We start from the raw sequence: 20,824 nt of genomic DNA on the forward strand, positions 1-20,824 counted from the left end.
AAGCGCCACTTTGGTAGAGTGGCGGCAAGCCACAGTCGGCAAGAAAACAACGCGCGTAAGCCTGAGGTCAGCCGCAATTGCCACAATTGGGGCAGGGTTGTGGACCTAATTGGCATTTCGTTAGTTAGTGATTCAGCCTCTCGCTCCATTCTAGGCTTCCGCAAAACGGATATCGACGCCCCCCATGACCGACACCGCGCTTTCCCGCCGCCGCTTCCTGCAGTTCTCCGGCCTTGCCATGGCGACGGGTCTCGCCGGCTGCACCTCGTCCATGAATACGGATCGTTTCCGCGAGGAGACGCGGCCCTATTTCCGCAATCCCGCGCTGGAAGGCCGTCCGGAATATATCGACGGCAGAGGCCCCATCAGCATTTACGGCCAGACGCCGCCCTCGGGCCTGCTGCCCGAATCCTCGCGTTACGCCTCGATCTACGCGTCGGTTTCGGATGGCGGCTACCAGGTGCCGGCCGTGCCCTATCAGCAGATCGACCCGCGCTTTTACCGCCAGGAGGTCGAGAGCCCGTTTGCCGAAAAGCCGGGCACGATCATCGTCGATACGGGCAACCGCTTCCTCTATCTCATCCAGTCGAACGGCAGCGCCATGCGCTATGGCGTGGGCATCGGCCGGCAGGGTTTTGCCTGGTCGGGCCGCGGCGTCATCCAGTGGAAACAGGCCTGGCCGAAATGGACGCCGCCGGACGAGATGGTCGCGCGCCAGCCGGAACTGGTGAAATATTCCGGCGCCAACGGCGGCATGCCCGGCGGCCTCAACAATCCGCTCGGCGCCCGCGCGCTCTATATTTTCCAGAACGGCGAGGACACGCTCTACCGCCTGCACGGCTCGCCGGAATGGAAATCGATCGGCAAAGCCGTCTCATCGGGTTGCGTGCGCATGCTCAACCAGGATGTCATGGACCTCTACGATCGCGTGAAGGGCAAGGCGCCGATTCTGGTCATTTGATCACTGACACCGTCTCCCGCCAACCTCTCCTCCGTCATGGTCGGGCTTGACCCGACCATCCATGTTCCGGGCGCGGATGGTTCCTCGGGTTAAACCCGAGGATGACGTTGGTGGGTGGGTAAAGGTCTGGGCCGAAATAGGGCGTTAAACCGCCGCCGGCGAGATCAGATGCGCGCCGTCGATCTGTGGCAGGTCTCCGCTTGAGACGCTCTTGCCGCCCTCCATGCGCACCTTGCCCTCGGCGACGAGCCGCAGCGCCAGTGGATAGCTGCGGTGCTCGACGGTCAGCACCCGTCCGGCCAGCGTATCCGACGTATCGCCCGGCAGCACCGGCACGGCGGCCTGCACCACCACGGGGCCTTCATCCATGCCCTCGGTTACGAAATGCACCGTGCAGCCCGCAATCCGCATGCCGGCGTCGATGGCGCGCTGGTGCGTGTGCAGGCCGGGGAACAGCGGCAGCAGGGAGGGGTGGATGTTGAGGATGCGGCCTTCATAGCGGTTGATGAAGGTGCCGGAGAGCAGGCGCATGTAGCCGGCGAGGCAGATAAGGTCGGGCGACAGCGCGTCGAGCGCCTCCAGAATGGCGGCCTCGTGGGCTTCCTTGCTGGAAAAATCCTTGCGCAGGAAGGCACGGGCGGGAATGCCGAGCGCCTCTGCTTTCGCAAGCCCGCCGGCCTCCGCCTTGTCGGAAAAAACCGCGACGATCTCCGCCGGGAAATCCGCCGCCTCGGCGGCCTTCGCCAGCGCCAGCATGTTGGAGCCGCCGCCGGAGATGAAGGCGACGACGCGCTTGCGGGCCGCTCCACTCATAGGGCGAGCGTGCCCTTGTAGATCGTGCCGGCGGCACCCTCTTCGCGCGCGACCATGCGGCCGAGGGAGAAGACGGTCTCGCCTTCACGCGACAACACGGCGGCAACCTCGTCGGCCTTGTCGGCCGGCACGACGGCGATCATGCCGACGCCGCAGTTGAAGGTGCGCAGCATTTCCTTGGCTTCCACGCCGCCGGTGCGGGCAAGCCAGGAGAACACGGTCGGCGCCTTGACGGCGTCGAGGTCGATTTCGGCGGCCAGATGCTTCGGCAGCACGCGCGGAATGTTTTCCGGAAAACCGCCGCCGGTAATATGCGCCAGCGCCTTGATCGAACCCGTCTCGCGGATCGCCTTGAGGAGCGGCTTCACATAGATCTTGGTCGGCGTCAGCAGCGCCTCGCCGAGGCTCCTGGACGCGTCGAAGGGTGCTTCCGCATCCCAGGCGAGGCCGGAGAGCGAGACGATCTTGCGCACCAGCGAATAGCCGTTGGAATGCACGCCGGAGGAGGCGAGGCCGAGAATGACGTCACCTTCCGCAATGTCGCCGGCCGGCAGCAGCTTGCCGCGCTCGGCGGCACCCACCGCAAAGCCGGCAAGGTCATAGTCGCCATGCGAATACATGCCGGGCATTTCGGCGGTCTCGCCACCGATCAGCGCGCAGCCGGCCTGGCGGCAGCCTTCGGCAATGCCTTCGACGATGGCGGCACCCTGGTCGGGATCGAGCTTGCCGGTGGCGAAGTAGTCGAGGAAGAAGAGCGGCTCTGCGCCCTGCACCACGAGGTCGTTGACGCACATGGCGACGAGGTCGATGCCGACGGTGTCGTGGCGGTCGGCATCGATGGCGATCTTCAGCTTGGTGCCGACGCCGTCGTTTGCGGCGACCAGCACCGGATCGGTGAAGCCTGCGGCCTTCAAGTCGAACAGGCCGCCGAAGCCGCCGATCTCGCCATCCGCACCCGGGCGGCGCGTCGAGCGCACGGCCGGCTTGATCTTTTCCACCATCAGGTTGCCCGCGTCGATGTCGACGCCTGCGTCGCTGTAGGTCAGACCGTTCTTTTCCGACTGGCTCATCGTCTCGTCTCCGGCTTCTCGCTGTTCGCGCCCGATTGGCATGGCGGGGCGGCAAGTGCAAGCGCAATGCCGGGAAAACCGGGATTTTTTCACCGATTTACCCGTGATGCCGGCGCTTGCGGCCGCCGAGCCTTGACCTGTCTCCCACGGGCATCCTATCTCCTCTGCACCGAAGGAATAAAGGGAATGAGCGTTATGGCAGCCCATATCAGCGGCGCGGGATTGAAGCGGCAGGTGGTCTTCTGGCTCATCGCGCTCGGCTTCTTCGTGCTCTTCCTCATGGTGTTCAGCGATATCCTGCTGCCCTTCATCGCCGGCATGGCGCTCGCCTATTTCCTCGATCCGGTGGCCGACCGGCTGGAACGCTGGGGCCTGAGCCGCATGATGGCGACGGTCGTCATCCTCATCGTCTTCGTCATCCTGCTTGCGCTCTCGCTGATGATCATCATTCCGCTTCTCGCCACCCAGGCCGCGGATTTCTTCGAAAAGCTGCCGGGCTACATCACCAGCCTGCAAGCCCAGATCGCCGGCTTCAACCCGGACCTGCTGCCCTCCTGGATCAGCAGCCAGATGGACACGATCAAGGCGAACTTCTCCGCCATCCTCGCCGAGGGCGCGGGCCTGCTCGGCACGGTCATGAAGCAGGTGTGGAATTCGGGCATGGCGCTCGTCAACATCGCCTCGCTCTTCGTCATCACGCCCGTCGTCGCCTTCTACCTGCTGCTCGACTGGGACCGCATGATCGCCAAGGTGGACAGCTGGGTGCCGCGCGACCATGTCGCCAATGTCCGCCGTCTCGCCTCGGAAATGAACGCCTCCGTCGCCGGCTTCGTGCGCGGGCAGGGCTCCATCTGCATCATCCTCGGCCTGTTCTACGGCATCGGCCTGTCCTTTGCGGGCCTCAATTTCGGCCTGCTGATCGGCCTCTTCGCCGGCCTCATCAGCTTCGTGCCCTATGTCGGCTCGCTGGTCGGCCTCACCCTGTCGGTGGGCGTGGCGCTGGTGCAGTTCTGGCCGGATTACTGGATGGTCATCCTCGTCGCCGGCATCTTCTTCGTCGGCCAGTTCATCGAGGGCAACATCCTGCAGCCGAAGCTCGTCGGCTCGCGCGTCGGCCTTCATCCGGTCTGGCTGATGTTCGCGTTGGTCGCCTTCGGCGCGCTGTTCGGCTTCGTCGGGCTGATGATCGCCGTGCCGGCCGCCGCTGCCGTCGGCGTGCTTGTCCGCTTCGGCCTGGAGCGTTACCTTGACAGCGACCTCTATCATGGCACCAGCAAGCCGGTTCTCCTGGAAGAAAGCATGCCGGACGATGGCGCGCCTCCCACCCGAAAGCGCGTCCGAACAAAGAGTTAGTACCCGAGTAGACCAATGACATCGCGCAAGACCGCCGAACAGTTGCCGCTGGCCTTCAGGCACGACCCCGCGACGGGCCGCGACGACCTGCTGGTTGCCGAGCCCGTCAACGCCGCCGTCGCGATGATCGACGCCTGGCCGCAGTGGCCCGCACCCGTGGTCATCATCGCCGGGCCGGTCGGCTCGGGAAAATCCCACCTCGCCGCCATCTGGCGCGAGAAGGCGGGCGCCATTGCCGTCGAGGCGAGGGCCGGCACGGGCGCCGAGGAAGCGGCCGAGCATGGCCCCGTGCTCATCGAGGATGCCGACCGCAACGGCTTCGACGAGCGCACGCTCTTCCACATCATCAACAATGTGCGCCAGCACGGCCACACGCTGCTCATCACCAGCAGGCTCTGGCCTATGTCCTGGGCGGTCGACCTGCCGGACCTGCGCTCGCGCCTCAAGGCCGCGACGGTGGTGGAGATCGGCGAGCCGGATGACGAACTGCTGTCACAGGTCATCGTTAAGCTGTTCGCCGATCGCCAGCTTTTCGTCGACGAGAAACTGGTGGCCTACATGGTGGCGCGCATGGAGCGTTCGCTGGAGGCGGCACAGACGCTCGTGGAACGCCTCGATCGCCTGGCGCTCGCCCGCGGCAGCCGCATCACGCGCGCGCTTGCGCAGGAGGTCCTGGGCGAAATGGTGGGCGGGGAGGAAACTTCCGGCTAGTTTCCGCGGCAAGGATTGACTGTCACAGTTCTGTCGTCAAACTGCGCTAAGCGCTTCGCGTTAAAGTGAAAATTGTTCTTCCGTTCGAGACCGCGCCGAACATGCGGCCGGTCTGACGGCAAAGGGGGCGGGACATTCCAATGGATACTGCGAACACGGACCTCTCCCCAGAAAAGACGGGCCTCTCCCAGGAAAAGCCTGTCGAGCACGCGGCGCTGCCGGAAGGCGCGACCATCGACGTTACGGCCCTGATGGCGAGCCCCGAGCGCTTCATCAACCGCGAATTCTCCTGGCTCCAGTTCAATCGCCGCGTCCTCGAAGAGACGCTGAACACCGCCCATCCGCTCTTGGAGCGCGTGCGCTTCCTGTCGATTTCCGCCGGCAACCTCGATGAATTCTTCATGGTGCGCGTCGCCGGCCTCGAAGGCCAGGTGCGCCAGGGCGTTGGCGTGCGCAGCCCCGATGGAAAAACCTCGGCCGAGCAGCTCGACGACATCCTGAAGGAGATCGACAATCTCCAGATGGAGCAGCAGGCCTCGCTTGCCGTGCTCCAGCAGTACCTCGCCAAGGAAGACATCCTCATCGTCCGTCCGACGGCGCTCTCCAGCGACGACAAGATCTGGCTGCAGCAGGAATTCACCCAGTCGATCTTCCCGGTGCTGACGCCGCTGTCGATCGACCCGGCGCATCCGTTCCCGTTCATCCCGAACCTCGGCTTCTCGATCGGCCTCCAGCTCGACAGCACGACGGGCAAGGAGCCGATGACGGCGCTCTTGCGCCTGCCGGTGGCGCTCGACCGCTTCGTCCGCCTGCCGGATTCCAAGGGCGCGATCCGCTACATCACGCTGGAAGATGCCGTGGGCCTCTTCATCGGAAAGCTTTTCCCCGGTTACATCGTGCGCGGCTCGGGCACGTTCCGCATCATTCGAGACAGCGATATCGAAGTGGAGGAAGAGGCCGAAGACCTCGTGCGCTTCTTCGAGACCGCGCTGAAGCGCCGCCGCCGCGGCTCGGTGATCCGCATCGAGACCGATTCGGAAATGCCGGAATCGCTGCGCCGTTTCGTCGTCGGCGAACTCGGCGTGCCGGACAACCGCGTCGCCATCCTGCCGGGCCTGCTCGCGCTCAACACGCTGTCGGAAATCGCCAAGGCGCCGCGCGACGATCTGAGGTTCGAGCCCTATAACGCCCGATTTCCCGAACGCGTCCGAGAGCATGCCGGAGACTGTTTCGCCGCCATCCGCGAAAAGGACATGGTCGTCCACCACCCCTACGAAAGCTTCGACGTGGTGGTCCAGTTCCTTCTCCAGGCTGCGCGCGATCCTGACGTTCTGGCGATAAAGCAGACGCTCTACCGCACCTCAAACGACAGCCCGATCGTGCGCGCGCTGATCGACGCGGCCGAGGCCGGCAAGTCCGTGACGGCGCTGGTGGAACTCAAGGCCCGCTTCGACGAAGAGGCCAACATCCGCTGGGCGCGCGACCTGGAACGTGCCGGCGTGCAGGTCGTCTTCGGCTTCATCGAATTGAAGACCCATGCCAAGATGTCGATGGTGGTTCGCCGCGAGGAGGGCAGGCTTCGCACCTATTGCCACCTCGGCACCGGCAACTACCACCCGATCACCGCGAAGATCTACACGGACCTGTCCTTCTTCACCTGCAACCCGACGATCGCCAGCGACATGGCGAACATCTTCAACTTCATCACCGGCTATGGCGAACCGGAAGCCGGCATGAAGCTCGCCTTCTCGCCCTATACGATGCGCCCGCGAATCATCCGCCACATCGAGGAGGAGATCGCGCATGCCAGGAACGGCGCGCCGGCGGCGATCTGGATGAAGATGAATTCGCTGGTCGATCCCGACATCATCGACGCGCTCTATCGCGCGAGCCAGGCCGGCGTGGAAGTCGACCTCGTGGTGCGCGGCATCTGCTGCCTGCGTCCGCAGGTTCCGGGCCTTTCCGACAATATCCACGTCAAATCCATCGTCGGCCGTTTCCTCGAACACTCCCGCATCTTCTGCTTCGGCAACGGCCACGGGCTTCCCTCCGATAAAGCGCTGGTCTATATAGGCTCCGCGGACATGATGCCGCGAAACCTGGACCGGCGGGTCGAGACACTTGTGCCTCTGATCAACCGGACGGTGCATGAGCAGGTTCTCTCGCAGATCATGTTGGGCAATCTCATCGATAACCAGCAGAGCTACGAAATCCTTCCGGATGGAACGTCCCGGCGCATGGAAGTGCAGCCCGGAGCCGAGCCGTTCAACGCTCAGCACTACTTCATGACCAATCCCAGCCTCTCCGGCCGGGGTGAAGCCCTGAAGTCCTCCGCACCGAAGGCGATCGCGGGCTGGCAAGGCCGCCGGAAGAAATAAAACGGATATACATGGTCGAATCTGAAGCGCAGGGGCGGTTGCCTGGAATTGCCCCGGTGTCAGTCGTGGATATCGGTTCCAACTCGATTCGCCTCGTCATCTACGAGGGCATGAGCCGTTCGCCGGCCATGCTGTTCAACGAGAAGGTCATGTGCGGCCTCGGCAAGGGCCTTGCCAAGACCGGCCGCATGGACCAGGCGAGCGTCGAGCGGGCGCTTGCGGCCCTCCACCGTTTCAAGGCGCTGTCCGCGCAGGCCCGCGCCTCCACCATGTTCGCGCTGGCGACCGCGGCCGCGCGCGAGGCGGAAAATGGCCCCGATTTCATCCACCAGGCGGAAATGATCCTCGGCCAGAAGGTCCGCGTTTTGACCGGCGAGGAAGAAGCCTATTTCTCCGCGCTCGGCATCGTCAGCGGCTTCCATGATCCCGACGGCATCGTCGGCGATCTCGGCGGCGGCTCGCTGGAACTGGTCGACGTGGTCGGCGGCACGATCGGCAAGGGCATCACGCTGCCGCTCGGCGGCATCCGCCTGTCGGAAGCCTCCGGTGGTTCGCCCGCCCAGGCCCGCATCGTCGCCCGCAAATACCTGCGCACCGCCAATCTCCTGAAGAACGGCACCGGCCGCGCCTTCTACGCCGTCGGCGGCACCTGGCGCTCCATCGGCGCCCTGCACATGGAAATGCAGAACTATCCGCTGCACATGATCCAGGGCTACGAGCTCAGCTTCACCGACGCGATGGATTTCCTGACCGATATCGTGACGGCGAAGGACCAGAAGGATCCGGCCTATTCCGCGATCTCCAAGGGCCGCCGCAACCTGCTGCCCTTCGGCGCCGTCGCCATGCAGGAGACGATCGCCATCATGAAGCCGTCGCGGGTGTTCTTCTCCGCCCAGGGCGTGCGCGAAGGCTATCTCTATTCGCTGCTGGCCGACCGCGAAAAGGCGCGCGACCCGCTGCTGGCCGCCGCAAGCGAACTCGCCATCCTGCGCGCCCGCTCGCCCGAGCACGCCCGCGAGCTTGCCGAATGGACCGGCCGCATGATGCCGCTCTTCGGCATCACCGAGACCGAGGAAGAGCGCCGCTACCGCGAGGCTGCCTGCCTGCTCGCCGATATCAGCTGGCGCGCGCATCCCGACTATCGCGGCCTCCAGGCGCTGAACCTCATCGCCCACGGCACCTTCATCGGCATCACCCATCCCGGCCGCGCCTTCATCGCGCTCACCAACTACTACCGTTTCGAAGGCCTCAACGACGATGCGGTGAGCAGCTCGCTTGCCAGCATCGCGACCCCGCGCCTGCGGGAACTGGCAAAACTCGTCGGCGCCCTGCTGCGCGTCGTCTATCCGTTCTCGGCCTCCATGCCCGGCGTCGTACCGCATCTCGCCTTCCGCAAGTCGACCCTGCCGGACACCGATCTTGAGCTGGCCGTGCCGCAGGACTATGCCGAGCTTGCCGGCGAACGCCTCGACGGCCGCCTCCAGCAGCTTGCCCGCCTGACCGGCAAAAAACTCGCCTTCCGGTTCCTGTGAGGCCGACCGTGAGAGGCGCATTCCTTCTCGTCGGCTTGCTGTTTGCTGGAAGTGTCGCGGCACAGGACTGGCAGGCGGTGGAGCGCGTCGAGCCCTACACCGTGCAGGGATCGACCGGCCTAGAAATCTACCAGTCGATCGGCGCGCGCGGCCCGAAACTCGGGCTTGGCCGCGTCATCGCCCATACGGGCTTCAAGCTGACCTGGACGCGCAAATACGAGCGCCAGGGCGATGCCTGCGTCATCACGGTCAACAAGCCGAAACTCATCATCACCTACACGCTGCCCAAGCTGAAATCGAAGCTCTCCGAGCCACTGAAAAGCCGCTGGGACACCTTCATCACGGGTGTGACCGCGCATGAAAAGGTCCATGGTGATTTCATCAAGGAGATGGTGCGGCAGATCGAGACGGTGAGCGTCGGCCTGACGGTCGAAAACGACCCGAACTGCAAGCAGATCCGCAGCCAGCTCCAGACGAAGCTCGGCGAACTCTCGAATGCGCAACGCGCCCGCAGCCGCGATTTCGATCAGGTCGAGCTCACCGACGGCGGCAACGTGCACCAGCTCATCCTGCAACTGGTCGATCCACGCTGAACGTTCCCTTTGCGGGGATGTATTTGCCGCGCAATCTCAGGTAGTGTCTCCGCGCATTAGGGGAGACAGTTCGACATGGCGACTTTCAAGACGCAACCCATTGGCGGCGGCGGTGTGGACCTCTCGGCAATCGACATTGCCGCACTCGGCGACTATTCATTCTGGCGCGCCGACAGGTCCTCCGTCCGGCTCTACAACGACGACGGCAACTATACGAGCTTCTCCGGCAGCGGCATTCGCTACGACGCGCCGGGCGGCGCCTTGCAGGACGTCACGGCGGGCACCGTCACGAAGATCGACATCGCGATCAACGGCGTCAAGCTGCTCGCCGCAAGCGGGCTGAAGCTCTCGGCCGAAAAGATCTTCGACCTTTATATCAACGGGGATTCCAAGGGCGCGCTGGCCTATTTTCTCGCCGGCAACGACAAGATTTCCGGCACGAAATATGCCGACGTCCTGATGGGCGGTAAGGGCAACGACGTGCTGTCCGGCGGCGGCGGCAAGGACATTATCAAAGGTGACGCGGGCAACGACAAACTCTACGGCGGGGCCGGCGGCGACCGGCTCACCGGCGGCAGCGGCGCGGATACGTTCATCTTCAAGTCGATCAAGGATTCGACGGTCGCGGCAAGCGGCCGCGACACGATCCTCGATTTCAGCCGGTCGCAGAAGGACAAGATCGACCTCACGGCCATCGACGCCAGCACGAAGGCCGGCGGGGACCAGGCCTTCAAGTTCATCGGCACCGACGCTTTCCACAACAAGGCCGGCGAACTGCGCTTCGAAAAGAAGGGCGGCGACACGCTCATCCACGGCGACTTGAATGGCGACGGCAAAGCCGATTTCTCGATCCTCGTCGATGCGAGCATCACGTTCAAGGCGGGCGATTTCATCCTCTGAAACTGCCGGACAAACAAAAGGGGCGGCACGAGGCCGCCCCTTTTTCGTTTTGGCAAAAGATCACTCGGCCTTCAGCAGGTCGCCCGCTTCGATGAGCACGAACTCGTTGTCATCGGCCTTGTCCAGCGCGCGGCCGGCGGAGAAGGGGAGGTTGTTGTCGTTGCCGACGATGATGTGCGTCTCGTCGACGCGATCGACGTTCTCGATCGTCACGAAGGGCATGTCGTAAAAACCTTCGCCGCCGCCCTGGCGCTTCTTGTTGTCCGGGTCGGCGATCTTCAAGAGGTCGATATAGCCGATCTTGCGCACGGCCTTGCCGGCATTCTCGTCGGTCATGGCGATCTTGTAGATGCGCTTGACCTTGGAAGCGACGGCGAAGCAATCCGGCTTCGGGTCCTTGGGGTCGGCGCAGGCCTTGTCGGCGGTGCCGACGCCATTGTCGCGCTCGATCACCAGCGCGGTCGTGCCGTCCAGCATGTTGAAGTCGCCGATCGCCTCGCCGCCTTCGGCCAGCGGATAGAGCCAGCTACGGCCGGTCCAGGCCTTGGAAGCGACGTCGAGCTCGATGATGCGCAGCGCCGGGCGGCCGTCCGCCTGCTCGACGGATTCGTTATCCACCCACAGCGGGCCTTCCAGCAGGCCGTAGAGCTTCGAGCCGTCCTTCGAGAGCGCGAGGCCCTCATAACCGCCGGAACGCTTGACGTTGAAGACCGGCATCTTCTTGGACGGATCGGCCTGGACGGCGAGCGTCGGGTTGTCCGGCGAGGTCACCGGCTTGCCGTCAACTTCCGTCGCGATCACGTCGGTCAGCTTGCCGTCGAGGTCGAATTTCAGGATGTAGGGGCCGAATTCCTCGCCGATCCAGAAGCCATCGGCCACCGGCTGGATGGATTCGACGTCGAAGTCACCGCCGGTGAGGTAGCGCGTGGCGGCACCTTCCATGACGATAGGGAAGGGCGCCTTCTTGTCCGGGTCGGAGAGGAACACGGTCTTCACCGGCTCCAGCGTGCCCTTGTCCCAGTCGAAGCGCACATTGTGGATCATCAGCATGGCATCGGTCGAGTTCAGCTTGGCGCCGAAGCCGTTGTCGGAGAGCGACCAGAACGTGCCGTCCTCCATCGACTTGATGCCCGAAAAGCCCTGCATCGGCTGGCCGTCGAAGGGCAGTGCAAGGCCGGTCTCGCGCACGCCGTCCTTGCCCATCACGGTGCCGAGCGCCTCGACGCGCTTGCGGTCGGCGGTGGAGAACTTGCCGGAGGTCTTGAGGTAGTTGGCCGCATCCGTCGGGGCGGCGATGATCGTGTTGGCCGGAAGGATCGCATGGGCCTTCAGTGTCGCCGGAAATTCCTTCTCCTGCGCCATCGCGCCGGTCGTCATCAGCAGCGCGAGCGCTGCGGTGGTGAAAAGGTGTTTGGTCATAATCGGCCCCTCAATTGGCAAAACGATGCCAGTTGATAGGCGGCGGAGATGACCGTCGCTTGACAGTTGCTTGTAGCTTTCGTGACGCTCCGGCTCAGGCGGCCGAAAGCGCGGCAAAGCGGCCGGGCGTCATGCCAAGCGCCTTCTTGAAGTGCCGGTTGAGATGCGCCTGGTCGGCAAAGCCGCTGGCAAACGCGGCTTCCGCAATGCTTTCGCCGGCGGAAATCAGTCCCTTTGCACGTTCCAGCCGGCGCATGACGAGATAGCGGTGCGGGCTGGTGCCAAGCAGCTGGCGGAACTGGCGGGCCAAGGCGAAACGGTCGAGCCCCGTCACCGCTTCAAGGTCGCCCGCGCTCACCTGCCGGCAGAGGTTTTCGCGCAGGAAATCGCAAGCCCGCAGCACTTCCGGCCGCGCCAGCCGCCCGGCCCGGGCCTGCGGCGCGCCGGCATGGTCGAGCAGGGCGCTGGCGATCTCGCCCACCAGCTCGTCGAATTTCAGCGGCTCGATCGTCTCGTCCAGGCTGCCGATGGCTTCGAGCAGCAAACCCGCCAGCCGCGGATCGTCGACCACCGGCGAGGCGACGAAGGGCAGCGTGCGCCCGCGCGCCGCCGTCGCCGGCAGGAAGCGCTCGGGCGGAATATACATCATGCGGTAGGTCAGCCCGTCATCGGTGGCAGCGCCGCCGTCATGCACCTCGTCTGGATGCAGCACGATGACGTTTCCCGGCGGGCTGAAGCGCGCCTCGCCGCGATAGCGGAAGGTCTGGATGCCGGCCATGGTAACGCCGAGCGCATAGGTATCGTGCCGGTGCGGCTCGAAGCCCTTGCCGCGAAACCGCGCCTCGATGCGCTCGATGCCGGCAAGCTCCGGCGCCACGACGATGCGGTCCTGCCCGGCGCACGAACGTTCAAGCGATGTCTCGACCGCGCCTGCTATCGCATTGGCCGCGGAATGGTCCGCAGCCTTTTCCCGGGAGTATACCTGCATGTTCGATACCAAGTTCGCCGTGGTCCTGCGCGAGGATCTGGAGGTCTGGCAGAAGCTGAATGTCACCGCGTTCCTGTCGAGCGGCATCATCGGCCAGAAACCGGAGCTGATCGGCGAATCCTACCGCGATGCCACCGGCAATGTCTACAACGCCTTGAGCATCCAGCCGATCATCGTGTTGTCCACGGATGGCGCGACGCTGTCGAAGATCCACGCCCGCGCGCTGGAGCGGGAGGTCGCGGCCTCCGTCTATATCGAGGAAATGTTTTCGACCGGCCACGACGCCGCCAACCGCGCCGTCTTCGCCGAGTTCGGCCCGGACAATGCCAGGGTCGTCGGCATCGCGCTGCACGCCGACAAGAAAACCGTCGACCGCATTACCAAGGGCGCAAAGCTGCACGCGTAAAGCTTAGAGCTCCACCGCCTCGATCTTCTTGTCGACGAAGCGGAGCGCCACCTTGCCGCCGATCAGGTTGAGCGCGGTGTCGCCGAAGAGGTCGCGGCGCCAGCCATGGAGGGCGGCGACTTCGGCGGCCTCGCCGTCGACGGCGATCTTTTCGAGGTCGTCGGTATTGGCGATGATTTTCGCGGCGACACCTTCGCGCTCGGAGACGATCTTCAAGAGCACCTTCAGCATTTCGCTGGCGGCGGCAGCCCCCTCCGGGACATGGCTCTGGCGGGGCAGGCGCGGCAGGTCGGTCTTCGGGATCGCCAGCGCCTCGCCGATTGCTTCCAGCAGCGCGGCACCCGATTGCGAACGCTCCCAGCCCTTGGGGATGGTGCGAAGCCGCGCGAGCGCTTCGGCATCGGCCGGCTGCTGTTGGGCGATTTCGTAGATCGTGTCGTCCTTCAGGATGCGCGAGCGCGGGACGTTGCGATTGCGCGCTTCCCGTTCGCGCCAGGCGGCGACCTTCTGCAGCACGGCAAGCTCGATCGGCTTCTTGACGCGCATCTTGAGCCGCTTCCAGGCGTCATCCGGATGCAGGTCATAGGTCTCGCGCGATTCGAGAACCGCCATTTCCTCGGTCAGCCACAGCGAGCGGCCGGCCTCGTCGAGCTTTTCCTTCAGCGCCAGGTAGACGTCGCGCAGGTGCGTCACGTCGGCCAGCGCATATTCGAGCTGCTTTTCGGTCAGCGGCCGGCGGCTCCAGTCGGTGAAGCGCGAGGACTTGTCGATATGCACGCCCTTGATCTTCTGCACGAGCTGGTCGTAGGAGACGCTGTCGCCGAAGCCGCAGACCATGGCGGCGACCTGCGTGTCGAAGATCGGATGCGGAATGAGATTGCCGCGGTTGAAGATGATTTCGATGTCCTGCCGCGCGGCGTGAAAGACCTTCAGCACCGCCGTATTCGCCATCAGCTCGAAGAAGGGGGCGAGGTCGAGGCCCTTGGCGAGTGGATCGACGATCACCTCCAGTTCGGGCCCCGCCAGCTGCACCAGGCAGAGTTCCGGCCAGAAGGTCGTCTCCCGCAGGAACTCCGTGTCGATCGTCAGATACTCGGAACGGGCAAGCGTCTCACAGGCGTCGCGAAGGGCTGCGGTGGTCTCGATGATCTGCATATTGGACTCGGGCGGGCTTTTCTTGAAATTTTTGATCGGGCAGCTTTAGACGTTCCACGGTTTTGCCACAATCGAAAACTTGACCTTGGAGGTCGGCACTCCCTCTCCACCGTCATGCTCGGGCTTGACCCGAGCATCCATGCCGCGGGTGACCGATGGATCCTCGGGTCAGGCCCGAGGATGACGCGGAGGGTGGGGCAACGTCCCGCTCTCTGAAAAAGCCCTACGTTACCCGCACATAGCTCGTCATGCCGGTCTTCTGGTGTTCGATGATGTGGCAGTGGAACACCCAGTCGCCCGGATTGTCGGCAACGAGGGCCAGTTGCACCTTCTCGTCGGGCAGGATGAGGTAGGTGTCGGAAAAATGCGGGCGGATCGCCTGCTTGCTGGAATTCATCGGCCGGAAGGCGAGGCCGTGCAGGTGGAGGGGGTGGACCTGCGGCGTCGGGTTCTCGACATTGAAGATATAGGTCCTGCCCGCCTTCATCTCGGCAAGCGGCGCGGTCGGATCACCGCTGTCGTCGGCCCAGGGCACCCGGTTGATGGCCCAGAAATTATAGCCGAGCGAACCGCAGATGCCGTCCTTCGGGCGCTCTTCCGCCGAGGCGCTGAGGATGAAGGGGATTTCGGTCGCCGCCGAAAGGTCCGGCTCGGGCAGGGGATTGGCCGCCAACGCCGGCAGGTCGCCGGTGCTGCGCTTCAGCGAGGTGCCGACGGCGCGGAAGGTGGCGAGTGTTGCGGGTTTGGTGCCGCGCAGGTCCTTCAGCATTGCGACGGCGCCTTCAGCGTCGGGCATGCGCAGCGCGATATCGAGCCGCTGGCCGGGGCCGATCATCAGGTGGTCGAGCGCGAAGCGCGTCGCTGCCGGGTTGCCGTCGAGCGCGATGACCTCAGCATCCGCGCCCTCGATCTGCAGAGTCAGGATGCGGGTGACGTCCGTTGCCGCAAGCCGCAGCCGCACGAGGCCGCCGGCCGGCGCGTCATATTGAGGCGACTGCCGCCAGTTGGCGGTGCGCACGGTGCCGAAGGTGCCGGCGCGGGCGGCGTCACGCGGCTTGAACTGGGCGATGAACTGGCCATCGCCGCCAAGCCGCCAGTCGCGCAGGTTGAGCACGATCTCGGCGTCGAAAACGGGGTCCGCCGGGTCCTCCACGACGATGACGCCGGCGAGACCGCGGCCCATCTGCTCCAGCGTGTTGCAATGGGGATGATACCAGAAGGTGCCGGCATCGGGAGGGGTGAAGGCATAGTCGAAACCGTCGCCGCCATAGACATAGGGCTGCGTCAGGAAGGGCACGCCGTCCATCCTGTTGTCGATGCGCAGGCCGTGCCAGTGCACGGTGGTCGGCTCGTCGAGCTTGTTGTCGAGTCTGAGTGCAAAGGCCTCGCCGCGCCGCGTGCGCAGGATCGGCGGCACCTCGGCGTCGCCATAGGTCATGATGCCCCTGGTCGGCCCCGTGTCGGTGATCATCGCCTCGCCGGGGCGGGCCACCAGCGTCGTCGCCGCCTGCGCGCTCGCCAGTCCGCCAAAACGTCCCGCAAGGCCGATCCCGCCGGCATAGGCGCCGGCGACGAGTGCGCCCTTCAATAGCGTGCGGCGTGTCAGCATGGCGGTCCCTCCGGTGCGTCACCCGCTTCTAAACCTGAGGCCGTCGCTCAGCAATAAGCGCGTCGCGACCAGATTGCCGCAGTTTCAGTGTTCGCCGTTGCGGTCCTTGTCGGCGAGCTTGTTGAAGAAGAAGGAGGTGCGCAGCAGGTTGCGGAAGCGGCTGCGCCGTGCGCCCGCCGGCACCGCGGCGCGCGCGCTGATGCGCACGGCCGTATAGACCATGAAGGCGACGAGGATGACGGCGGTGTAGAGGAACAGCGCCTGCGGCCCGAAGAATTGCAGCAGCACAGAGGCGAAGAGCGGGCCGATGATCGCCCCGCAGGACCAGAAGAACAGCATGCCGGCGGAGACCAGCGCGTGTTCGCCTTCGCCCGCATGGTCGTTGGCATGCGCCGAGCACAGCGAATAGAGCGGCATGGCGAAGGCGCCGAAGACGAAGATGCCGATGAGGTTCTTGAGCTCGTCGCCGCCGGCGAAGACGGCGAGGTAGAGGGCGGCAAGCGCCGAGCCAAAGGTCGCGACCAGGATGATCAGGCGGCGGTCGAGCCGGTCGGAATAGATGCCGAGCGGATATTGCAGCACCACACCGCCGACGATGCCCGCACTCATGAAGCTCGCAATCGCCGTCACCGACAGCCCGATATCGTGGGCATAGATCGGTCCCAGGTTACGGAAGGCGGCATTGGTGAGGCCGACGACGATGCAGCCGATGGTGGCGAGCGGCGAGATGTTCCAGAGCTTCTTGACGTCGAAGCGGATCGCCTCCGGCACGGTCGGGCTGGAGCGGTCGGCAAGCGAGATCGGCACGAGCGACAGGGACAGCGCCATGGCGACGATGGCGAAAAGCTCGAAACCACCGATGCCGATGCCGGGAATGAGATATTGCGCCGCCGTGACCGATCCGAGGTCGACGAGACGATAGACGGAGAGCGTGCGCGCCCGGTTGGCATTGGTGACGGAGGCGTTCAGCCAGCTTTCGACGGTGGCGAACAGGCTCGCAAAACAGATGCCGGCGACAAGCCGCATGGCGAACCAGAAGATCGGATCGATGATGAGAACCATGGCAATGGCGGACGCCGACGCGATCGCCGCCATGGCGGAAAAGGTGCGGATATGGCCGATGGCGCGCAGCACACGCGTCACATAGATGCAGCCGATGGCAAAGCCGATGGAATAACCCGCGCCGACGAAGCCGATGACGGAGGTGGAAAAACCTTCCTGCGAGGCACGCAGCGCGATGAACGTGCCCTGCAGCCCGTTCCCTCCGATCAGGATGCCTGCGGTGATGAGAAGGGGAATCAGCGGACGAATCGTGGACATGCGCGCCACTATGGCGAAGGATTTGCGGAATGGGAGGGGCGAAAGCGCTACACGGTGACGGAATTGTATGCAAACGGGGTCGACACCGCGAAGGCCGGCCTCAGCCCCGCAAAAGATCCGCCATGACGCGCAGGTGATCGGCCTGCAGGGGCTTTTCGAAATAGCTTTTCACGAAGCTGTACTGCATCGCCCGCTCGCGGTCCTTGCCGAGGTGGGAGCTCGTCAGCATGGCGACGACGGGGGCGTGGACCTCAAATTCCTGCGCATAGCGGTCGAGGAACTCGAAACCGTTCATCACGGGCATGTTGATGTCGAGGATGATGGCGTTGGGCGTCTCGCGGTGCAGGATGTCGAGCGCCTCCGAGCCGTCGAACGCCTTCAGGATAAGGATCGACGGGTCGAACTTGCGGATCGTGTATTCGCAGATGAACTGGTCGTTCTCGTCGTCATCGACGACCAGGATCGAGTTGATCTTCATGATGGTCCCCATCGGGCAGTTCGATGATGAACCGGCTGCCCTTATCTCTTGCTTCATAAAGGGCGGCGCCGCCGAGGGCTTCCGCGCTCTTTCTCAATATGTAGAGGCCGAGCCCGCTGCCGAAGGACCGGTTCGGGTGCAGCCGTTTGAACATCTTGAACAACAAATGGCGGCTTGCGGGCGGAACGCCCAGGCCGTTGTCCTCCACCGACAGCCGCATCTTGCCGGCATAGCGGAAGGCACGGACGTCGATCGCCGGCTCGGCCTCCTTCGGATCATGATATTTGACCGCGTTGGACAGCATGTTGCCGACAATGACGTGGAATTTCGACGGCTTGCTGACGATTGTCAATTCCGCAGGCACATGATTTTCGATGCGGATGCGCTTGGTATCGTCGAGATGCGACAGCGCGTCGATCGCTTCGGAAACGAGCGCGCGAAGGTCGATCGGCCGGTCGTCCTCCTCCATCAGCCGCGTGCGGGTGATGGTGATGATGTTCTGGATCAGGTGGTCGAGGCGGCGGAAGTTCAGCTCCATGCGCTGCAGCGTCTGGCCGAGCGCGGGCAGGTCCCCTTCCGAAAGCATCTCGCGCGAAATGGTCAGCAGCCCCATGGAGGAGGCGATCGGCGAGCGCAGGTCGTGCGAGGTGCGGTAGGCGAATTCCTCCAGTTCCGCATTGGCCTCGATCAGCGCCCGCTCGTTGGCCTTGCGCTCGGAAATGTCGCGCACGATGCCGCTGTAGATTGTCGCACCGTTGAGCTCCACCTTGGCGACGGCGAGGTCGAGCGGAAAGACGGAGCCATCCTTGCGCCGGCCCTCTACCTCGCGGCCGATGCCGATGATCTTGGCCTCGCCGCTGCGGTTGTAGTTGCCGAGATAGCCGTCATGGGCGCTGTGATAGGGCTCCGGCATCAGCATTTTCACGTTGCGTCCGGCCATCTCCGCGGGCGCGTAGCCGAAGATGCGGGTGCAGGCGGGGTTGGCGGAGAGGATGAAGCCGCGGTCGTCGATGGTGATGATGCCGTCCACCGCATTGTCGATGATGGCGCCGAGCCGGCCGCGGCTTTCGGCGAGATCGGCGGCCATGTCGCGCGCGCGGCGGGAGGAGAAGTAGAGATGGATGATCAGCGCGCCGTAGAGCGTGCCGGAGATCAGCACCAGCGAGGAGAGGGTGGAGCGCGCATCGGGGCCGGTGGAGGAGAAGGTGATGCCGAAGGCCGCCTCGTAGCGCGACAGCTCGTAATAGGCCATCGTCAGCAGGATGAGGTAGGTGACGAGCCCGAGCACGCCGGCAAGCGTCAGCCGGTGGTAGCTGATCGCCTCCGTGCCGACGAAGATGAGCGCGATGCCGATCGCCACGAAACAGCTCGCACTCTGGAACGACATGCGCGTGAAGCGGATCCAGTCATGCGCGAAATCCAGCGCGATCGCATAGCCGATGAGGGCGGCGGCGGCGGTGATGAAGGTGGCGAAGCCGAGCGCCACCTGGAGGATGTCGTTCTTCTGCCTGAGCGCCCGCAGCGCCAGCGCAGCACTGACCAGCATGAAACACAGCGCCGTATTGGGCGCGATCCGCCCCGGCAGGCTGGTGCCGATATCGACGAAGGGCGTGTCGAGCAGCGTGTCGATGCCCGCATCGATGCCGAAGAGGTGCTGCGACAGCGCCAGCGCGCCATAGACGAAGACCGGCACCATCAGAACCGCGGGCAGGGTGCGCACGCCGCGGGCGGAAAGCGCCAGCGCTGCGCCGACGACGACGAAGGCCAGCGCTGCATTGAACTTCATGCCGAAGAGCCAAGGCGCGCGCGCCGCCAAGCCGGCGGGTTCCGCCAGCCAGAGCGCCATCATCGCCACGCCCACGGCGATGCACCAAAGGCTCGCCGCAACGTTCGCCTTCTGCCAGGACCATGTGAGGTTCAAGCTTGTCCCCTTCGGCGTTCCGTTCCGCCGCGCGCACGTTAGCGCGAAGGTTGCATGGCGAACAGGTCCCGCAGGGAGAGCATCCGGTAAAATCCGACTTTTTCAGGCGGCGTCGTCATGGGCCTGATCGGCCTCCAGCCGCCCGGCCAGCGCCTGCAGGTCGATGGTCAGCGCCTGGAGCGCCTCCAGCGAACAGCCGGTCGCCTTGCCGATCTCCATGCGGATCGCCACGGCATCCTTCTTCATCGCACGGCCCTTGTCGGTCAGCGTGATGAGCACCTGCCGTTCGTCGCTTTTGTCGCGCGCCCGGTGGATGTAGCCGGCCGCCTCCAGCCGCTTGAGCAGCGGTGAGAGCGTGCCGGAATCAAGGCCCAGCTTGGCACCGAGCGCCTTCACCGTACGGCCGTCCTTCTCCCACAGCGTCATCAGCGCGATATATTGCGGATAGGTGAGGCCGTAGGGGTCGAGCAGCGGCTTGTAGGTGCGGTTCAGCGCATGGGCCGCGGAATAGACGGCAAAGCAGAGCTGCTGGTCGAGGGCCAGCGTACCTGCCGGAATGCCATCCGTCTCAGCTTCGTCACGTTTGTCGCTCATGGTGACAGTATCGCAGAAAACAAAATTTTTGCAATGTGCAAAATCATATTGCGCGCAATCTAATTTTACGCTATCTAGTTTCCATCATCAACGAAACCCGGAAGGAGACATTCCAATGCCCATTCTCTACAGGACCAAAGCATCCGCAACCGGTGGCCGCGCCGGCCATGGCGCAACCGAGGACGGCACCGTCGACGTCACGCTGACCGTGCCGAAGGAACTCGGCGGCGACGGCGCCACCGGCGCCAACCCGGAAAAGCTCTTCGCGGTCGGTTATTCCGCCTGCTTCCTCGGCGCGCTGAAGTTCGTCGCCGGCAAGGAAAAGGTAAAGATCCCGGACGACGCCAAGGTCACCGCCACCGTCGGCATCGGCCCGCGTGAGGATGGCGGCGGCTTCGGCCTCGAAGCCTCGCTCGAAATCTCCGTGCCCGGCGTCGACAAGGCCGTGGTCGAAGACCTCGCCAAGAAGGCACACGTCGTCTGCCCCTACAGCAACGCCACCCGCAACAACCTCGACGTCAAGACCACCGTGGTCTGATCGTCACCGCAGCCAGAAATGAAAAAGCCGCCCGGAGCGATCCGGGCGGCTTTTTTATTTGAACCATCGGCAGCGCGAAATGAAC

The 20,824-nt window shown here is 64.4% G+C and carries 19 protein-coding genes; 9 read left to right on the forward strand and 10 right to left on the reverse strand.

Going from position 1 to position 20,824, the window contains the following annotated elements; translation table 11 throughout:
* Positions 1-184 precede the first annotated feature (184 nt).
* Entirely contained in the window at positions 185-961 is a 777-nt protein-coding gene (locus GB927_RS18755; RefSeq protein ID WP_256118717.1) for a L,D-transpeptidase, read from the forward strand.
* A gap of 144 nt (positions 962-1,105) precedes the next feature.
* Here the strand turns inward: GB927_RS18755 and purN are convergent, their stop codons facing one another.
* Both purN and purM read right to left on the reverse strand, forming a co-directional pair.
* On the reverse strand, positions 1,106-1,774 hold the full coding sequence (gene purN, locus GB927_RS18760) for a phosphoribosylglycinamide formyltransferase (RefSeq protein ID WP_256118718.1): 669 nt from the start codon (positions 1,772-1,774) through the stop codon (positions 1,106-1,108).
* A complete protein-coding gene (purM, locus tag GB927_RS18765; RefSeq protein ID WP_256118719.1) occupies positions 1,771-2,844 on the reverse strand; it encodes a phosphoribosylformylglycinamidine cyclo-ligase in 1,074 nt (357 codons plus the stop codon). The genes purN and purM overlap by 4 nt, the downstream gene beginning before the upstream one ends.
* Positions 2,845-3,039: 195 nt before the next feature.
* On the opposite strand from purM, the gene GB927_RS18770 reads away from it, so the two are divergent.
* From GB927_RS18770 to GB927_RS18795, 6 genes are all read left to right on the forward strand, one after another.
* Complete coding sequence (locus GB927_RS18770) at positions 3,040-4,197, forward strand: AI-2E family transporter (RefSeq protein ID WP_256118749.1); 1,158 nt, start codon at positions 3,040-3,042, stop codon at positions 4,195-4,197.
* A 15-nt stretch (positions 4,198-4,212) separates the two neighbouring features.
* Positions 4,213-4,908: a DnaA regulatory inactivator HdaA gene (gene hdaA, locus GB927_RS18775; protein WP_256118720.1), complete on the forward strand. Its 696-nt coding sequence runs from the start codon at positions 4,213-4,215 to the stop codon at positions 4,906-4,908.
* Between the two features lie 215 nt (positions 4,909-5,123).
* A complete protein-coding gene (locus tag GB927_RS18780) occupies positions 5,124-7,286 on the forward strand; it encodes an RNA degradosome polyphosphate kinase (protein WP_439655514.1) in 2,163 nt (720 codons plus the stop codon).
* An 11-nt stretch (positions 7,287-7,297) separates the two neighbouring features.
* Positions 7,298-8,818, forward strand: a complete 1,521-nt coding sequence (gene ppx, locus GB927_RS18785) for an exopolyphosphatase (RefSeq protein WP_256118721.1) — start codon at positions 7,298-7,300, stop codon at positions 8,816-8,818.
* Positions 8,819-8,826: 8 nt separating this feature from the next.
* Positions 8,827-9,411, forward strand: a complete 585-nt coding sequence (locus GB927_RS18790; RefSeq protein ID WP_256118722.1) for a DUF922 domain-containing Zn-dependent protease — start codon at positions 8,827-8,829, stop codon at positions 9,409-9,411.
* Between the two features lie 75 nt (positions 9,412-9,486).
* The gene (locus GB927_RS18795) at positions 9,487-10,311 is read left to right on the forward strand and encodes a calcium-binding protein (RefSeq protein WP_256118723.1); all 825 of its coding nucleotides are present in this window, start codon (positions 9,487-9,489) and stop codon (positions 10,309-10,311) included.
* Positions 10,312-10,371: 60 nt separating this feature from the next.
* On the opposite strand, the gene GB927_RS18800 is transcribed toward GB927_RS18795, so the two are convergent.
* Positions 10,372-11,730: an esterase-like activity of phytase family protein gene (locus GB927_RS18800; protein WP_256118724.1), complete on the reverse strand. Its 1,359-nt coding sequence runs from the start codon at positions 11,728-11,730 to the stop codon at positions 10,372-10,374.
* 94 nt (positions 11,731-11,824) lie between these two features.
* A complete protein-coding gene (locus GB927_RS18805; protein WP_256118725.1) occupies positions 11,825-12,718 on the reverse strand; it encodes an AraC family transcriptional regulator in 894 nt (297 codons plus the stop codon).
* Between GB927_RS18805 and GB927_RS18810 the strand changes: the two genes are divergently transcribed.
* Positions 12,717-13,124 (forward strand): DUF2000 family protein, encoded by a 408-nt coding sequence (locus tag GB927_RS18810; RefSeq protein ID WP_256118726.1) that lies wholly within the window; start codon positions 12,717-12,719, stop codon positions 13,122-13,124. The two genes, GB927_RS18805 and GB927_RS18810, sit on opposite strands and share 2 nt — an antisense overlap.
* Positions 13,125-13,127: 3 nt before the next feature.
* Here GB927_RS18810 and rnd read toward each other — a convergent pair whose 3' ends face one another.
* From rnd to GB927_RS18840, 6 genes are all read right to left on the reverse strand, one after another.
* Positions 13,128-14,273: a ribonuclease D gene (gene rnd, locus GB927_RS18815; RefSeq protein WP_256118751.1), complete on the reverse strand. Its 1,146-nt coding sequence runs from the start codon at positions 14,271-14,273 to the stop codon at positions 13,128-13,130.
* A 229-nt stretch (positions 14,274-14,502) separates the two neighbouring features.
* Complete coding sequence (locus GB927_RS18820; protein ID WP_256118727.1) at positions 14,503-15,888, reverse strand: multicopper oxidase family protein; 1,386 nt, start codon at positions 15,886-15,888, stop codon at positions 14,503-14,505.
* A gap of 84 nt (positions 15,889-15,972) precedes the next feature.
* A complete protein-coding gene (locus GB927_RS18825; RefSeq protein ID WP_256118728.1) occupies positions 15,973-17,208 on the reverse strand; it encodes an MFS transporter in 1,236 nt (411 codons plus the stop codon).
* 100 nt (positions 17,209-17,308) lie between these two features.
* The gene (locus GB927_RS18830) at positions 17,309-17,686 is read right to left on the reverse strand and encodes a response regulator (protein WP_256118729.1); all 378 of its coding nucleotides are present in this window, start codon (positions 17,684-17,686) and stop codon (positions 17,309-17,311) included.
* Positions 17,655-19,607, reverse strand: a complete 1,953-nt coding sequence (locus tag GB927_RS18835) for a sensor histidine kinase (protein ID WP_256118730.1) — start codon at positions 19,605-19,607, stop codon at positions 17,655-17,657. Before GB927_RS18835 ends, GB927_RS18830 begins: the two co-directional genes overlap by 32 nt.
* A gap of 102 nt (positions 19,608-19,709) precedes the next feature.
* Positions 19,710-20,201 carry a MarR family winged helix-turn-helix transcriptional regulator gene (locus tag GB927_RS18840; protein WP_256118731.1) on the reverse strand — a complete coding sequence of 164 codons (492 nt, stop codon included), beginning with the start codon at positions 20,199-20,201 and terminating at the stop codon, positions 19,710-19,712.
* A gap of 115 nt (positions 20,202-20,316) precedes the next feature.
* Between GB927_RS18840 and GB927_RS18845 the strand changes: the two genes are divergently transcribed.
* A complete protein-coding gene (locus GB927_RS18845) occupies positions 20,317-20,739 on the forward strand; it encodes an organic hydroperoxide resistance protein (protein ID WP_256118732.1) in 423 nt (140 codons plus the stop codon).
* Positions 20,740-20,824 lie beyond the last annotated feature (85 nt).

Source organism: Shinella lacus (assembly GCF_010994755.1).
GTDB lineage: Bacteria > Pseudomonadota > Alphaproteobacteria > Rhizobiales > Rhizobiaceae > Shinella > Shinella lacus.

Bases quoted from the DNA above. Each gene is read 5' to 3' on its own strand.
- GB927_RS18755 (WP_256118717.1), top strand. From the start codon at position 185: ATGACCGACACCGCGCTTTCCCGCCGCCGCTTCCTGCAGTTCTCCGGC.
- purN (WP_256118718.1), bottom strand. From the start codon at position 1,774: ATGAGTGGAGCGGCCCGCAAGCGCGTCGTCGCCTTCATCTCCGGCGGC.
- purM (WP_256118719.1), bottom strand. From the start codon at position 2,844: ATGAGCCAGTCGGAAAAGAACGGTCTGACCTACAGCGACGCAGGCGTC.
- GB927_RS18770 (WP_256118749.1), top strand. From the start codon at position 3,040: ATGGCAGCCCATATCAGCGGCGCGGGATTGAAGCGGCAGGTGGTCTTC.
- hdaA (WP_256118720.1), top strand. From the start codon at position 4,213: ATGACATCGCGCAAGACCGCCGAACAGTTGCCGCTGGCCTTCAGGCAC.
- ppx (WP_256118721.1), top strand. From the start codon at position 7,298: ATGGTCGAATCTGAAGCGCAGGGGCGGTTGCCTGGAATTGCCCCGGTG.
- GB927_RS18795 (WP_256118723.1), top strand. From the start codon at position 9,487: ATGGCGACTTTCAAGACGCAACCCATTGGCGGCGGCGGTGTGGACCTC.
- GB927_RS18800 (WP_256118724.1), bottom strand. From the start codon at position 11,730: ATGACCAAACACCTTTTCACCACCGCAGCGCTCGCGCTGCTGATGACG.
- GB927_RS18810 (WP_256118726.1), top strand. From the start codon at position 12,717: ATGTTCGATACCAAGTTCGCCGTGGTCCTGCGCGAGGATCTGGAGGTC.
- GB927_RS18805 (WP_256118725.1), bottom strand. From the start codon at position 12,718: ATGCAGGTATACTCCCGGGAAAAGGCTGCGGACCATTCCGCGGCCAAT.
- GB927_RS18820 (WP_256118727.1), bottom strand. From the start codon at position 15,888: ATGCTGACACGCCGCACGCTATTGAAGGGCGCACTCGTCGCCGGCGCC.
- GB927_RS18825 (WP_256118728.1), bottom strand. From the start codon at position 17,208: ATGTCCACGATTCGTCCGCTGATTCCCCTTCTCATCACCGCAGGCATC.
- GB927_RS18830 (WP_256118729.1), bottom strand. From the start codon at position 17,686: ATGAAGATCAACTCGATCCTGGTCGTCGATGACGACGAGAACGACCAG.
- GB927_RS18840 (WP_256118731.1), bottom strand. From the start codon at position 20,201: ATGAGCGACAAACGTGACGAAGCTGAGACGGATGGCATTCCGGCAGGT.
- GB927_RS18845 (WP_256118732.1), top strand. From the start codon at position 20,317: ATGCCCATTCTCTACAGGACCAAAGCATCCGCAACCGGTGGCCGCGCC.